Source organism: Bradyrhizobium sp. 33ap4 (assembly GCF_032654765.1).
GTDB classification, from domain to species: Bacteria; Pseudomonadota; Alphaproteobacteria; order Rhizobiales; family Xanthobacteraceae; genus Bradyrhizobium; species Bradyrhizobium australafricanum.
In genome coordinates this window covers 56027-69626 of record NZ_JAUMTJ010000005.1, presented here as the reverse complement: position 1 = coordinate 69626, position 13600 = coordinate 56027, and the positions used below count along the sequence as shown (strand labels likewise).

At 64.1% G+C, this 13600-nt stretch carries 14 protein-coding genes; 7 read left to right on the top strand and 7 right to left on the bottom strand.

Annotation, left to right across the window (positions count from 1 at the left end; genetic code table 11):
- Positions 1-378 precede the first annotated feature (378 nt).
- The 5 genes from Q2M23_RS05390 to Q2M23_RS05370 form a co-directional block, all read right to left on the bottom strand.
- Complete coding sequence (locus Q2M23_RS05390; protein WP_028334238.1) at positions 379-1467, bottom strand: TRAP transporter substrate-binding protein; 1089 nt, start codon at positions 1465-1467, stop codon at positions 379-381.
- A gap of 240 nt (positions 1468-1707) precedes the next feature.
- On the bottom strand, positions 1708-2796 hold the full coding sequence (locus Q2M23_RS05385) for a TRAP transporter substrate-binding protein (RefSeq protein ID WP_092084399.1): 1089 nt from the start codon (positions 2794-2796) through the stop codon (positions 1708-1710).
- Positions 2797-3104: 308 nt separating this feature from the next.
- Positions 3105-3341 (bottom strand): hypothetical protein, encoded by a 237-nt coding sequence (locus Q2M23_RS05380; protein ID WP_076826437.1) that lies wholly within the window; start codon positions 3339-3341, stop codon positions 3105-3107.
- 205 nt (positions 3342-3546) lie between these two features.
- On the bottom strand, positions 3547-4677 hold the full coding sequence (locus Q2M23_RS05375; RefSeq protein ID WP_316394848.1) for an Mrp/NBP35 family ATP-binding protein: 1131 nt from the start codon (positions 4675-4677) through the stop codon (positions 3547-3549).
- A gap of 57 nt (positions 4678-4734) precedes the next feature.
- Entirely contained in the window at positions 4735-5172 is a 438-nt protein-coding gene (locus Q2M23_RS05370) for a VOC family protein (RefSeq protein ID WP_016843272.1), read from the bottom strand.
- Between the two features lie 203 nt (positions 5173-5375).
- Between Q2M23_RS05370 and Q2M23_RS05365 the strand changes: the two genes are divergently transcribed.
- From Q2M23_RS05365 to Q2M23_RS05350, 4 genes are all read left to right on the top strand, one after another.
- Positions 5376-6248: an NAD(P)-dependent oxidoreductase gene (locus Q2M23_RS05365; protein ID WP_076826435.1), complete on the top strand. Its 873-nt coding sequence runs from the start codon at positions 5376-5378 to the stop codon at positions 6246-6248.
- A 295-nt stretch (positions 6249-6543) separates the two neighbouring features.
- Positions 6544-8151, top strand: coding sequence for a HAMP domain-containing sensor histidine kinase (locus Q2M23_RS05360; protein ID WP_316394847.1), 1608 nt, complete (start codon positions 6544-6546; stop codon positions 8149-8151).
- A gap of 256 nt (positions 8152-8407) precedes the next feature.
- On the top strand, positions 8408-8611 hold the full coding sequence (locus Q2M23_RS05355) for a DUF1289 domain-containing protein (RefSeq protein WP_316394844.1): 204 nt from the start codon (positions 8408-8410) through the stop codon (positions 8609-8611).
- A gap of 25 nt (positions 8612-8636) precedes the next feature.
- Complete coding sequence (locus Q2M23_RS05350) at positions 8637-9227, top strand: TIGR02281 family clan AA aspartic protease (RefSeq protein WP_076826434.1); 591 nt, start codon at positions 8637-8639, stop codon at positions 9225-9227.
- A 22-nt stretch (positions 9228-9249) separates the two neighbouring features.
- On the opposite strand, the gene catC is transcribed toward Q2M23_RS05350, so the two are convergent.
- Together catC and Q2M23_RS05340 are read right to left on the bottom strand one after the other, a co-directional pair.
- Positions 9250-9540 carry a muconolactone Delta-isomerase gene (catC, locus tag Q2M23_RS05345; protein WP_026192617.1) on the bottom strand — a complete coding sequence of 97 codons (291 nt, stop codon included), beginning with the start codon at positions 9538-9540 and terminating at the stop codon, positions 9250-9252.
- An 88-nt stretch (positions 9541-9628) separates the two neighbouring features.
- A complete protein-coding gene (locus Q2M23_RS05340; RefSeq protein WP_028334229.1) occupies positions 9629-11206 on the bottom strand; it encodes a 4-hydroxyphenylacetate 3-hydroxylase N-terminal domain-containing protein in 1578 nt (525 codons plus the stop codon).
- A gap of 251 nt (positions 11207-11457) precedes the next feature.
- On the opposite strand from Q2M23_RS05340, the gene Q2M23_RS05335 reads away from it, so the two are divergent.
- The 3 genes from Q2M23_RS05335 to Q2M23_RS05325 all read left to right on the top strand — a co-directional run bounded on the left by Q2M23_RS05335 (position 11458) and on the right by Q2M23_RS05325 (position 13538).
- Positions 11458-12075, top strand: coding sequence for an FAD synthetase (locus Q2M23_RS05335; RefSeq protein WP_246786706.1), 618 nt, complete (start codon positions 11458-11460; stop codon positions 12073-12075).
- Positions 12072-12596 carry a flavin reductase family protein gene (locus tag Q2M23_RS05330; RefSeq protein ID WP_316394830.1) on the top strand — a complete coding sequence of 175 codons (525 nt, stop codon included), beginning with the start codon at positions 12072-12074 and terminating at the stop codon, positions 12594-12596. Before Q2M23_RS05335 ends, Q2M23_RS05330 begins: the two co-directional genes overlap by 4 nt.
- Before the next feature lie 72 nt (positions 12597-12668).
- A complete protein-coding gene (locus tag Q2M23_RS05325; RefSeq protein ID WP_316394829.1) occupies positions 12669-13538 on the top strand; it encodes an intradiol ring-cleavage dioxygenase in 870 nt (289 codons plus the stop codon).
- Positions 13539-13600: the final 62 nt, after the last annotated feature.

Below are 13600 nucleotides of genomic sequence, written 5' to 3'. Positions count from 1 at the left end.
TGACTTCATTCAATCGATCTTCTGCTTGCTGTCGTCAAAACAAGACGCATGCGAAGGTGACGTCTCGATGGCGACACAAGCGCATGTTGCTCCAGCTCGTGTTACTGCCCTGAAAACAGATACCGCCTCCCCGCTGCAATCAAAATCTACGCCAGGCGCCTTTGATTGCGCCCGTGTAAGGCTGACGTCAGCTAGCCATGATAACATAACGGATTGCGCGTTCGCGCCCGGAGATCGAGAACTGGCAGCTGCCGCCACGGCCAGCGACCGGCGGTCATGCGTCTTCGCAAGCCGCGTCGCGCCGCGGCCGCGATCGCGGCATGGAAAAAGCCCCGGCGCTTTCGCTCCGAGGCTGATTTCCTGTCCAACTCGCAGCAATCACGCCTGCGAGTGGCGCGCCATGAAATTGTCGTAGCCGACCTCGGCGACCTGGAACCATTGATAGCCGTTGTTGGAGAACGAGGTCAGCGAGTCATAGACCTTCTTGAAGTTGGCGTTGGTCGCGGAAACCTCGGCATGCAGCTCCTTGGCGGCCTTGAAGGAAGCTTCCATCACCGCAGGCGGGAACGGACGCAGCTTGGTGCCGACCGCGAGCAGCTTCTTCAGTGCGATCGGATTGGCCTGGTCGTAGCGCGCCATCATCCAGTTGTTGGCGAGATGGCCTGCCTGCTCGAGCACGAACTGATAATGCTTCGGCAGCGCGTTCCACTTGTCGAGATTGATCATCGCCACCAGCATGGGGCCGCCTTCCCACCAGCCGGGGAAGTAATAGTTCGGCGCGACCTTGTAGAAGCCGAGCTTCTCGTCGTCGTAGGGACCAACCCACTCGGCCGCATCGATGGTGCCCTTCTCGAGCGCCGGATAGATGTCGCCGCCGGCGAGCTGCTGCGGCACCGCGCCGAGCTTCTGCATCACCTTGCCGGCAAAGCCGCCGATGCGGAATTTGAGGCCCTTGAGATCGTCGACGCTGTTGATCTCCTTGCGGAACCAGCCACCCATCTGGCAGCCGGTGTTGCCGGCGAGCAGCGAGGTGACGTTGTAGCTCTTGTAGAACTCGTTGAGCAGGTCCTTGCCGCCGCCCAGCATGAACCAGGCCTGGTTGAGGCGCATGTTGGGCCCGAACGGCACCGCCGAGCCGAAGGTGAAGGTCGGGTCCTTGCCGAAATAATAATAGGGCGCGGTGTGCCCCATCTCGACGGTGCCGTTCTGCACGGCGTCGAGCACCTGCAGGCCCGGCACGATCTCGCCCGCGGCAAAGGTCTGGATCTGGAATTTGTTGTCGGTGGCTTCACCGACCGCCTTCGCCATCAGCTCGGCGCCGCCGTGCAGCGTGTCGAGCGACTTCGGCCAGCTCGTCGTCAAGCGCCACTTGAGCTCCGGCATCGACTGCGCGATCGCGGGAGCTGCGACCGTGGCGGCGCCGGCGACGCCCAGACCCGTGACCTTGATGAAATCTCTTCGCTTCATTTGAATCCTGCCCTGTTCGATTGTGTTGTCCGAGCGTCGACTGCTTTCGATCGTCGCGCCGCTTTTCTTTTTGCCGTCATGACCGGTGACCGATCACACGCCGCCTTCGTGCCGAGGCTTCGGATGCGAGCATGGAGCATCCCCTTCACGAATGCCAGACGCAAAAAACCCGGCCTCCTTGCGGAGGCCGGGCAATGCGTTCGCGTCGCGCGAACGCTCGTCCAAAAGGCTAGACGCCAATCAGCCGCGGGTGCGCGAGCGGATCATGAAGCTGTCGAAGGTGTATTCGGCGACCTGCCACCACAGATACTGGTCGGAGCGGTACGCCTGCATGGCCTCGATCGACTTCTTGAAGTCGGCATTCTTGGCCGAGATTTCACCCCACAGCTCGTTGGTCGCCTTGAGGCAGGCCTCGAGCACCTCGTTGGTGAACGGACGCAGCTGCGTGCCGCCGGCAACCAGCCGCTTCAGCGCGGAGGGGTTCTGCATGTCGTAGCGCGCGGCCATCCAGCTGTTGGCGTTGGCGGCGCCGTTGGCCAGGATCGCCTGGTAGTTCTTCGGCAGCGCGTTCCACTTCTCCAGGTTGACGAAGGAGTGCACGGTCGGACCGCCTTCCCAGAAGCCCGGATAGTAGTAGTACTTGGCGACCTTCTGGAAGCCGAGTTTCTCGTCGTCATAGGGACCGACCCACTCGGCCGCGTCGATGGTGCCCTTTTCGAGCGCCGGATAGATGTCGCCGCCGGCGAGCTGCTGCGGCACCACGCCGACCTTCTGCAGCACCTGGCCGGCAATGCCGCCGATGCGCATCTTCAGGCCCGACATGTCGGCGACGGTCTTGATCTCCTTGCGGAACCAGCCGCCCATCTGGGTGCCGGTGTTGCCGGTCGGGAAACCGATCACGCCGAACTTCTTGAAGAACTCGTTGCCGAGCTCCTGGCCACCGCCCTGATACCACCAGGAGTTCTGCATGCGGGCATTGAGACCGAACGGCACCGACGCGTAGATCGCGAAGGTCGGGTCCTTGCCGACATAGTAGTAGGCGACGGTGTGCGACATCTCGACCGTGCCGTTGGAGGTCGCGTCCAGCGCCTGCAGGCCGGGGACGACTTCGCCCGCCGCGAACACCTGGATCTGGAACTTGTTGTCGGTCATTTCGGCGACGTACTTCGACAGCTCGACGGCACCGCCATAGATGGTGTCCAGCGACTTCGGGAAGCTCGAGGTCAGGCGCCACTTGATTTCAGGCGAGGACTGCGCGATCGCCGGCGCGGCAACCGCCGTCGCGGCAGCACCGGCCGCAGAAACTTTCAAAAAATCACGACGCTTCATCGTAAGACTTCTCCTTCAGGGGCGTTTCCCAGTGACCGCAAGCAGTTCTCCGGCAGCCGCGTGAAAGGCTTGCCGAGGCGCTCTGGGTCGGCCCTTTAACACGGAAGGCGGCGTCACGGAAACGCGACAATGGCATGACCGCGCCAATTAAACGAAAGTCTGATGAGGCTGGAAATCAGCCGGAAAATGCGCCTTCAGGCAGCGACGATGACGCCTGGCAGGTGGCCGCGGAGCTGCCGCCGACCGCGCGGTAAATCGCCGCGTGCGGACCGTCCGGCCCGCTCTCAACCGTCGGGTTACCGGAGCTATCAGCGCCGCGTCGTCGCCCGCGCCTTCTTGGCTTGATCAGCCAAATACCGCCCGCGCCGGATCCAGCTTTGCGCGGTTGTCTTGCTGACACCATACGTCTTGGCGATCACCTCGGCGGCCTCGCCGATCGAGTCGGATTTCTTGGCCATGTTGAATGCCAGCCGGGAGGCCTCTGCGCGCTTCTCCCGCGTCAGATGTTTGCGGTGCTGTTTGTTTGCTTCGCGTGATGCTGCCATGTCGATGGTCGCCTCACGGCCCCTTCCCGCAGTTTGGTTTCACCCGTGGCCGCCTTCCGCTGATCGAAGGGTGGTACGATTCGGCCACTCCTGCATAAACATACAGGCCGGAACCGATTCAGCAATCGTCCAAAGGCCACGGGCCTGTGAAGAAAGCCCGCCGGGCTCCCGACGCTTCGCGACCAATCGGCCCAGCAGCGCAGGCTCAGGCAGCCGCGATGACGCCTTGCAGCTGCTCACGGACCTTGCCGCCGATCGCGCGGTAGATCGCCGCGTGCGGGCCGTCCGGTTCGCTCTCGACCACCGGGTTGCCGGCATCGGAGGCGGTGCGGATCGCGATGTGCAGGGGAATCTCGCCGAGGAACGGCACCCCCAGCTTCTCGGCTTCGTGGCGGGCGCCGCCATGGCCGAAGATATCCGAGCGGGTGCCGCAATGCGGGCACTGGAAATAGCTCATGTTCTCGACGATGCCGAGCACCGGCACGCTGACCTTCTTGAACATCGCAAGCCCGCGCCGGGCGTCGATCAGCGAGAGGTCCTGCGGGGTCGAGACGATGACGGCGCCCTTGAGCGGAACGTTCTGCGCCAGCGTGAGCTGGGCATCGCCGGTGCCGGGCGGCATGTCGACCACGAGCACGTCGAGCGTGCCCCAGGCGACGTCGCGCAGCATCTGGGTGATCGCCGACATCACCATCGGCCCGCGCCAGATCATCGCGGTGTCCTCCTCGACCAGGAAGCCGATCGACATGATCGACAGGCCGAAGCGCTGCAGCGGGACCATCTTCTTGTCGTCATTGAGCTGCGGCTTCTCGCGGATGCCGGTCAGCCGCGGCACCGACGGGCCGTAGATGTCGGCGTCGAGCAGCCCGACGCGCAGGCCGAGGTCGCGCAGGCCGAGCGCGAGGTTGAGCGCCGTGGTCGACTTGCCGACGCCGCCCTTGCCGGAGGCGACGGCGATGACGGCGGAGATGCCGGGGATCTCGGCCTGCCGGGCCATCGGCGATTGCCCGCCGGGCGGATGCGGATGGCGATGGGCGGACGCCGGCGGGACGCCGCCGGCCGGCCGCGGCGCCGGTGCCGCAGCGCCCGCCTTGCGCTCGGCGGTCAGCGCGATCATCGCGACGCTGACGCCGGGAATGGCGCGCACGGCATTCTCGGCCTGCGCACGCACGCTCTCCCAGGCGCGGGCCTCCGCGGCGTCGACATTGATCGAGAAGAACACCTTGCCGTCGGTTACCGTGATCGCCGACAGCACATTGGCGTTGGTCAAGGCTATGCCGCGTGGCGACATCACCTTGGCAAGGCAATCGAGGACCTGTTGCTGCGTCACGCTCACCGCGCATCTCCTGGAAAGTTCAAGAGACCGACCCATAGAGCGTTGCAGCGCAAAAGGCTACCTCGCTCCGACGTCGTCCCGCCGCTCGGCCGGCGCGGCGGAGCCGCCTTCCTTGGCGGCCTCGTAGTTCAGCTCGATCATGACCCCGTTGGGGTCGTTGACGAAGATCTGCCAGAGATCGCCGCCGGGAACCTGGCGCGAGTCGAATTCCATGCCCTTGGACTGAAGCCGCTGCCGCATCCCATCGAAGCCCTGGCTGGCAAAGGCGACGTGATGGACGACGCCCGAGTCAGGCTTTTGTGCCTCGTCGGTCGCCGAAATATCGACCAGATGCACGACCGCCTTGCCCTCGCTGTACATCCACGCACCGGGGAACGCGAAGTTCGGCCGCGCGCCCTTTTCCAGGCCCAGGATGTCCTCATAGAACCGCACCGTGGCGGAGAGATTCCGGGTCCGGATATTGAAATGATCGAGCACACCGACGCTCATGCCCATGCGATACACTCCCTTTTTTGTGAAGTTCGTTGGTGGCCCAATCCTAGCACAAAACCGCCTTCTGCCATCCCACCAAGGCCGTTGCCCTCCGCTGCACAGGGGGTATGGTGCGGCTCCTTCCATGGACGGAATGCCCTGCCCGCCGCGACGTTTTCCGGCGGTCTCAAGGGGCGATCACCACGGCAAATCACAAGGTAACAGATATGGCTAAAGTCGCTTTCCTCGGTCTCGGCGTGATGGGTTTCCCGATGGCGGGACACCTCGTGAAAAAAGGCGGCCATGAGGTCACCGTGTACAACCGGACCGCGGCGAAGGCGAAGGAATGGGCCGACAAGTTCGGCGGCAAGACGGCGCCGACCCCGAAGGCCGCCGCCGAAGGCCAGGATTTCGTGATGTGCTGCGTCGGCAACGACAACGACCTGCGCGCGGTCACGATCGGCCCCGACGGCGCCTTCGCCGGGATCAGGAAGGGCGCGACCTTCGTCGATCACACCACCGCCTCCGCCGAGGTCGCCCGCGAGCTCGATGCCGCCGCGACCAAGGCCGGCTTCAAATTCGTCGACGCGCCGGTGTCGGGCGGCCAGGCCGGCGCCGAGAACGGCGTGCTGACTGTGATGTGCGGCGGCAGCGAAGACGCCTATGCGGGCGCCGAGCCGATCATCACCGGCGCTTACGCGCGGATGTGCAAATTGCTCGGGCCGGCGGGCGCCGGCCAGCTCACCAAGATGGTCAACCAGATCTGCATCGCCGGTCTGGTTCAGGGCCTGTCGGAGGGCATCCATTTTGCCAAGAAGAGCGGCCTCGACGTCGCCGCCGTGATCGAGACCATCTCCAAGGGCGCGGCGCAGTCCTGGCAGATGGAGAACCGCTACAAGACCATGAACGAGGGCAAGTACGATTTCGGCTTCGCGGTCGAGTGGATGCGCAAGGACCTCTCGATTGCGCTGGCGGAGGCCCGCCGCAACGGCGCCACCCTGCCCGCCACCGCGCTGGTCGACCAGTTCTATGCCGAGGTCGAGAAGATGGGCGGCAAGCGTTGGGACACGTCGAGCCTGCTGGCGCGGCTGCAGCGGTAACACTTCCCACCATTTCGTCATGCCCGGGCTTGTCCCGGGCATCCACGTCTTTGGATCCACGAAAAGCAAGACGTGGATGGCCGGGACAAGCCCGGCCATGACAACATGGAATTGTCAGACCCGGCGTGCGCGTGTGCGCCCGCCATCGCACAACAGCGGGACCCCCGCGCAAAAGTTAATTTAACTCCCCGTTTACGCTTTTCCTTAGCTCTTTAAGGCAACGCTTAATGATTTAGCGTCACAGATAGACAATGCAAAAAGCCCGCGCGGTTCGTGGGCAGGATTTGTGTTGTTGATGAGTAATCCCGCAGAAAAGCCTGAAGTTGTAGCGCTTCCGGCAGGACCTCAGGTGACGGTGCCGGTGAACAGCCGGCGCGTCGCCGCGCAGCGGGTGCGCGAGGCGCGGGATCGGTTAACGTCAACCAGTGGAACCCGCCCGGCGTTCGACGCCGAACTGCTCCGTCAATACGCCCAGACCCGGATCTCGGCGTCCTACGTCGTGATGCTGCTCGTGGTGGCAACCGGCGTGCTGTTTGGCCTCTGGATGAAGCCGATCGTGGCCGGCGCCTGGACAGTCGGCATCCTCTGCGTCCATCTCGCGATCATCCGCAGTTGTTCCCGCTTCCTCGCCGAACCAACCTCGGTCGCGGTCACCCGCAAATGGCGGACCCGCTTCGTGCTGCTCGACCTGCTCTACGGCCTGTGCTGGACCGCGATCCTGATCCACCCCGCCGGGCGCGATCTCGCCTCCAACACGCTGATGATGTTTTTGATGCTGCTGGTGATCGCGGTCTCCAGCATGCTGGCCGCGAGCCTGCCGATCGCGGCCCTTGCGGCAACGGTTCCGGTGACGGTCGCGATCGCGCTCGACCTCGTGCTCAATGGCGCGTTCGACAATTACGTGCTGGCGCTGCTGGCGCTTGCGGCCGAAGGCTATTTCGCCCTGCTCGCGCACCGCCTGCATTCGACCACGCTGGCGACGCTGGAGGCCCGCGCCGAAAAGGATGCGCTGATCGGCGAGTTGGAACAGGCCAAGGCGATCTCGGACGAGGCGCGGCACCGCGCCGAGTCCGCCAACGTCGCCAAGTCGCGCTTCCTCGCCCAGATGAGCCACGAACTGCGCACGCCGCTCAATGCGATCCTCGGCTTCTCCGAGGTGATGAAGAGCGAGATTTTCGGCGCGCACACCGTGCCGGTCTACAAGGAATATTCCGCCGACATCCATAATTCCGGCGTGCATCTGCTCAATCTCATCAACGAGATCCTCGACCTGTCGCGCATCGAAGCCGGCCGCTACGAGCTGAACGAGGAGGCCGTGGCGCTGGTGCATGTCGTCGCCGATTGCCACCATCTCCTGAAGCTGCGCGCCTCCAGCCGCGGCATCACCATCCACGAGGTGTTCGAGCACGGCATGCCGAGGATCTGGGGCGACGAGCGCGCCATCCGCCAGGTCGTGCTCAACCTGCTCTCCAACTCGATCAAGTTCACCCCGCAGGGCGGCGAAATCTGGCTGAAGGTCGGCTGGACCGCGTCGGGCGGGCAATATCTGAGCGTCAAGGACACCGGAAGTGGCATCGCCGAGGACGAGATCCCGGTCGTGCTGGCCTCCTTCGGCCAGGGCTCCAACTCGATCAAGTCGGCGGAACAGGGCGCGGGCCTTGGCCTGCCGATCGCGAAAAGCCTGATCGACATGCATGGCGGCACCTTCACGCTGAAGTCGAAGCTGCGCATCGGCACCGAGGTGATCGTGACCTTGCCGCCGGAACGGGTGATGAGCGCGCTGGCGCCAATGGCGGAAGAAGCACCGCCGATGCAGCCGCCGGAGCCCGTCGAGCCCGCGATGGGCGCCGACCGGAAACGCGTGCGCCGCAAGTCGATCATGAGTGCCGGCACCGGATTGTAGAGCATGTCGCGGAAGATCGTGACGCGGTTATCACTAGAGCCCTTTCCGTTCCGATGGATTCGGAACGGGGCTCCAGATTTTGGCTCTGACGCGCTTTCTTTACGCGAACCGGTATCCACTTCGCTCGAAAACGCTCTGGCAATAAACCCAAGGCGTTCGCGCCGGGACCATGCTCGCGACAAAAAGCCGAGGCGTGATGCAGCATCCCACGTCAACCGGCTTGCACCGGCCGCCGAAACCGTTCAACACTTGAACAATGAGCTCAGAGACGCCGTGTATCGCAGTCTGCATGATGGACCCCAGAACGAAGCTCTGCTTCGGCTGTGGCCGCACGCTTCCGGAGATCGCGCGCTGGCACAAGATGGACCGCGCGGAGCGGCTGTCGGTGATGGCGACGCTGCCGACACGCATGGCCGAGGCTGGGCTCGAGCGCATGGAGCCGCGTCCGAAGCGCGCGTGATCGGCGTTGCGGCGGGAGTTGCGCCGTGACCCGTATCCTCCTCGTCATCGTGCTGCTGATGGCAACCGCCGGCGCCGTCGTCGCGTATGGCGACCCCGAGCAGATCGCCCGCGCCAGGGAGAATCTGACCCAGATCTTCGGCCGTAGCATCACCGCCTCAGCCTCCACCTCCAGCTCCGCCCCCGCCGTGCAGATCGCGCGCGGTCAGGGTGGCGAGTTCGCGTTCCGCGCCAAGATCAACGGCGTCAGCGCCCCGATGGTGATCGACACCGGCGCGACCTCGGTCGTGCTGACCTGGGAGACCGCGAAAGCGATCGGGCTGCCGATCGATATGCTCGAATACAATGTCGACCTCGAGACCGCCGGCGGTCACACCAAGGCGGCGCGGCTGACGCTCGACCGGCTCGCGGTCGGCAAGCTGGTCGAGAAATCGGTGCCGGCGCTGGTGGTGCAGCGCGGGCAGATGAAGACCAACCTGCTCGGCATGAGCTTCCTCGACCGGCTCGAGAGCTGGGGCGTTCGCGCCGACACGCTGAGCCTGACCGGCTACCCCGACGTCACCGGCAGTATCAACACCTCAAGCCGCCACCGGCGCGCGCGCACGGCCGTCGACTAGCGCGACGGCGCCTACTCCACCACTACCGGTCGTCGTCGTGGATCGACGACGGGTGCCGGCACAGCGGCGTGACCTGGATCTCCATGAACGGAAACAGCGGCAGGCTGGACAGGATGTCGTGCAATTCCTGCGCGCCAGACACGTCGAAGATGCTGACATTGGCGTAGCGCCCCGCCACCCGCCACAGATGGCGCCAGGCCCCGGTACGCTGCAGCTCCATGGCACGGACGCGTTCCGCCGCCTTCAGCGCGTCGACCTTCTCGACCGGGAGATCGTGCGGAATCCGCACATCCATTTCGACGTGGAACAGCATGACAAGTGAACCCCTTCTGCGACAAGATGGAACGGCGTGGAGCCGCCACGCAACTTGTGGCGGCTCCATTGATCCGTCTAACAAATCGTCAGCCCTGCACCAGACCGCGGCTGACGAGGTTGATGTCGTCGGGGTTGACGAGGTCCTTCGCCGTCCAACCGGAGACGTCGTAGTCGCTCATGCAATTGCGCACGAAATCCTGCATGGCGCCGAGGTCGCCGGTGGCGCTCGCGGCCATCAGCGTCTCGACGCGCAGGTTCTCGTAATTGCCCGCATAGTTGCGCTCGTAGAGCTCATGCCGGCCGCCGAACTCGGAGCCGACCGCGTCCCAGAGCAGCTTCAGCAGCTTGATCCGGTCGATCGCGGCATAGCCGTTGGAGCCGCGCACGAAGCGGTCGAGATAGGGCCGGATCGCCTCGCTCTCCAGATCGGCCGAGCTCGACGGCAGATAGATCAGGCCGCTCGCCACATGACGCTCGATCAATTCCTTGATCCGCGGATAGGCCATCGGTGCGAACACGCGATAGGCCAGCCCGTAGTTCAGATTCGGCAGATTGTAGCCGTCGGTCCCCTGCCAGGCGATCGGCGACTTCACCATGGCGTCCGCAATGCCGTGGAACAGATTGCGCCAGGCGATCACCTCGCCCACTGCCGTCTGCACGCCGCGAAAATCCTTCGACCCGGTCGCCTCGACGGCCATCGAGAACAGGCCGGCGATGAAGTCGAGCTTGACGGCAAGCCGCGTCACGCCGTGCAGCGTGAACCGCGGGATGAAACCCGAGGCCGGGAAGAACTGGTTGATCTTGTCGACATCGCCATAGATGAAGACGTTCTCCCAGGGCACCAGCACCTTGTCGAACACGAGGATCGAGTCGTTCTCGTCGAAGCGGCTGGACAGCGGATAGTCGAACGGCGAGCCGGTCGCCGCCGCCGTGAATTCGTAGGACGAGCGGGCAATCAGCTTGATGCCCTTGGCATCCATCGGCGCCGTAAAGATCAGCGCGAACGACTTATCCTTGATCGGAATACCGTAGTGGGCGATGAAGTTGTAGTGCGTCAGCGCCGAGCCGGTCGCGACCACCTTCGCGCCCGAAACGATCAGGCCGGCGTCTGTCTCCTTCTCGACATGCATGAAGACGTCGCGCACCTCCTCGATGGCGCGGTCGCGATCGATCGGCGGATTGACGATGGCATGATTCCAGAAGTCGAGACGCTCCTGGGTCCGGGCATACCACTTCTTCGCATTGCCGGCGTAATCGCCATAGAAGCTTGAATTCGCCCCCAGCGTGCCGAGGAACGACGCCTTGTAGTCCGGCGAGCGGCCCATCCAGCCGAACGCAACCTTCTGCAATTCGGCAATCGCATCGCGGCCCTTGACGAGGTCGTCGGCCGTCTTCGAGCCGAGGAAGAACGGATGGGTCAGCTGTCCCGAGCCGGTGTCGGTCAGGACGCCGATCTGATCCTTCTTCTCATGGAAACGGTCGTACCAGCGCGCCACCATCCGCGCCGAATTGCGGAAGGCTGGATGCTGGGTGACGTTCTTGACGCGCTCGCCGTAGATGTAGATTTCCCGGCCATCCTGGATGCTGTCCAGGAATTCCGCACCGGTATAGACGCTGGTGGTCGACGCTGGCACGTCGGCCCGCAGGGCTGCTGCTGTAGTCATGGGTTTCTCCTCCGCTTGTGTCGCTGGACCGGCGGCGTTGCCACACCGGCCTTAAGACCATCTCGTCACGCTCTTGGACGGCGTGACATCGGAGGAAACGCTACGCGCTCACCCGAAGCGGGCGAAAGGTATCACACCATACCGCGCAGACCGGCCTGGCTCGGGCTATGACTCGATGGCACGGACCGGACGGCAGGGATCGTTCGGCCGGCGCAAGCCGCAGCTGATGCAGCACGGCAAGGGAGCGAACCATGGGCAAGGGTTTTGACAGCAGCGCTGTCGCTTTCCATCGCGATGGGAAATTGGCCCTCGACGCCTGCGTCGTGACCATCGGCGCATTTGACGGCGTCCACCGCGGCCATCAGGAACTGCTGCGGCAGACCATCGCGGCAGCGCGGCGCCGCGGCATTGCAGCCGTGGTCTACACCTTCGATCCGCCGCCAAAAGTGTATTTCGGCCAGGCCAAGCCGCTGATTTCGCTTCGCGAAAAACTCGAGCGCATCGCAACATTCGCGCCTGACCACGTCGTCGTCGCCGATTTCAACCAGATCTACGTCCGGCGCACCGCGCTCGATTTCCTCGCCGAATTGCAGCTTCTGCGACCACGCGAAGTCATCGTCGGCGAGGATTTCCGCTTCGGGTCCTGCAAGGGCGGCACCGCGCTGCTGTTGCGGCAGCACTTCAACACCCGCATCCTGCCGCCGGTGCGCTGCGGCAATGGCGAGATCGTCTCCAGCAGCCGGATTCGCGCCTTGCGACGATCCGGCCTTGCCGCCACCGCGGCGACGCTGGAAAACTGGCGAGATATCGTGACCGCGCCACCGGCCAACCGATCCGGTTTGGCCCAACTCGAGGTCGCAAGCCAATGACCGCCATCGATCCGCGAGAGTTGCGCAATGCCTGTGGCCAGTTCGGCACCGGCGTCACCATCATCACCACGCATTGCCTGGGCCGCGATCACGGCATGACGGCCAACGCCTTCATGTCGGTCTCGCTCGATCCGCCGCTGGTCGCGATCTCGATCGCGAAGAGCGCGAAGATGCTGTGCAACATCCAGAACACCGGCCGCTTTGCGGTCAGCATCCTCGCCGAGGGCATGGAGGATCTCGCCTGGCATTTCGCCGGCAAGCCCAAGCTCGACCTCTGTGACGTGTTCGAGCGCCGCAACGAGTTGCCCGTCATCGCCAACGCGGCGGCATACTTCGTGACCGATCTCGCCGATGAGATCGTCGCTGGAGACCACACGATCTTCCTCGGCCACGTCCGCGAGATGGCGCTGGAGCCCAGCAAGAAGCCGCTGCTGTTCTTCCGCGGCCGCTTCGGCGGCCTTGCCGATCCGCACCCCGCGCCCGCGACGCTGGAGAATGCCGCTTACGAATTTGTCTGGTGAGACCAGCAACCGATATTCCCGAAAGAACGGGGATGCAAGTTTGAGCAAACTGCAAGAAAAGGAGGAACGACCATGCTGAACGTCAACAAGGACACCATCACCGACCACGTGATCGCCGCGCTCTCCAAGGACATTCCGGATCGCAACCGGCAGATCATGACGAGCCTGATCCGCCACATGCACGACTTCTGCAAGGAGGTGGACCTGACCTTCGCCGAGTGGTTCGCCGCATGCGAATTCCTGCGCCGTGCCGGCGACATCTCGGACGAGAAGCGCAACGAGTTCATCCTGATCGCCGACATCCTCGGCGTCGAGGTGCTGGTCGACATGCTCGATCACCGGGTCACCGACGGCGAGAGCGAGTCGACCGTGCTCGGACCGTTCTACCGGGAAAACCCGCCGGTGCTGCCCAAGGGCGCCTCCATCATCAAGAAGACGTTCGACAACGCGCAGACCGTCAAGGTCTCAGGGCGCATCAGCGACACCGCGGGGCGGCCGATCGAGGGCGTCACGATCGACGTCTGGGAAGACGCGCCGAACGGCCTCTACGACCTGCAGGATCCGGAACAGCCGGCCTACAATCTGCGCGGACGCTTCACGACCGACGCCAACGGCGAGTATGCCCTCGTGGCGCTCCGCCCCGAGCCCTATCCGATCCCCTATGACGGCGCCGGCGGCGAGCTGCTGAAATATATGGGCCACCATCCCTGGCGTCCTGGCCACATCCATTTCATGCTTTCGAAGGACGGCTATCAATCGCTGATCTCGCAGATCTACGATTCCGAGACCAAGTATCTCGACAACGACTCGGTGTTCGCCGTGAAGCAGAGCCTGATCGGCAAGTTCGCCAAGGCCCCCGCCGGCGCCGACACCGATCTGATTCTCAACTTCGACTTCAAGCTCAAGAAAGCCGCCGTCGAACGGCTCGTCGCGGCCGAGTAAGACCCGTTACGTCCTGCCAGGCCCATCAGCCTGGCAGGGCTCACTCTGAACTGACCTGCGAG

Excerpts from the sequence above, each read along its gene's own strand:
- Q2M23_RS05330 (WP_316394830.1), top strand. The coding sequence starts at position 12,072 with ATGACCGCCATCGATCCGCGAGAGTTGCGCAATGCCTGTGGCCAGTTC.
- Q2M23_RS05335 (WP_246786706.1), top strand. The coding sequence starts at position 11,458 with ATGGGCAAGGGTTTTGACAGCAGCGCTGTCGCTTTCCATCGCGATGGG.
- Q2M23_RS05365 (WP_076826435.1), top strand. The coding sequence starts at position 5,376 with ATGGCTAAAGTCGCTTTCCTCGGTCTCGGCGTGATGGGTTTCCCGATG.
- Q2M23_RS05355 (WP_316394844.1), top strand. The coding sequence starts at position 8,408 with ATGAGCTCAGAGACGCCGTGTATCGCAGTCTGCATGATGGACCCCAGA.
- Q2M23_RS05325 (WP_316394829.1), top strand. The coding sequence starts at position 12,669 with ATGCTGAACGTCAACAAGGACACCATCACCGACCACGTGATCGCCGCG.
- Q2M23_RS05380 (WP_076826437.1), bottom strand. The coding sequence starts at position 3,341 with ATGGCAGCATCACGCGAAGCAAACAAACAGCACCGCAAACATCTGACG.
- Q2M23_RS05370 (WP_016843272.1), bottom strand. The coding sequence starts at position 5,172 with ATGGGCATGAGCGTCGGTGTGCTCGATCATTTCAATATCCGGACCCGG.
- Q2M23_RS05340 (WP_028334229.1), bottom strand. The coding sequence starts at position 11,206 with ATGACTACAGCAGCAGCCCTGCGGGCCGACGTGCCAGCGTCGACCACC.
- catC (WP_026192617.1), bottom strand. The coding sequence starts at position 9,540 with ATGCTGTTCCACGTCGAAATGGATGTGCGGATTCCGCACGATCTCCCG.
- Q2M23_RS05385 (WP_092084399.1), bottom strand. The coding sequence starts at position 2,796 with ATGAAGCGTCGTGATTTTTTGAAAGTTTCTGCGGCCGGTGCTGCCGCG.
- Q2M23_RS05360 (WP_316394847.1), top strand. The coding sequence starts at position 6,544 with ATGAGTAATCCCGCAGAAAAGCCTGAAGTTGTAGCGCTTCCGGCAGGA.
- Q2M23_RS05390 (WP_028334238.1), bottom strand. The coding sequence starts at position 1,467 with ATGAAGCGAAGAGATTTCATCAAGGTCACGGGTCTGGGCGTCGCCGGC.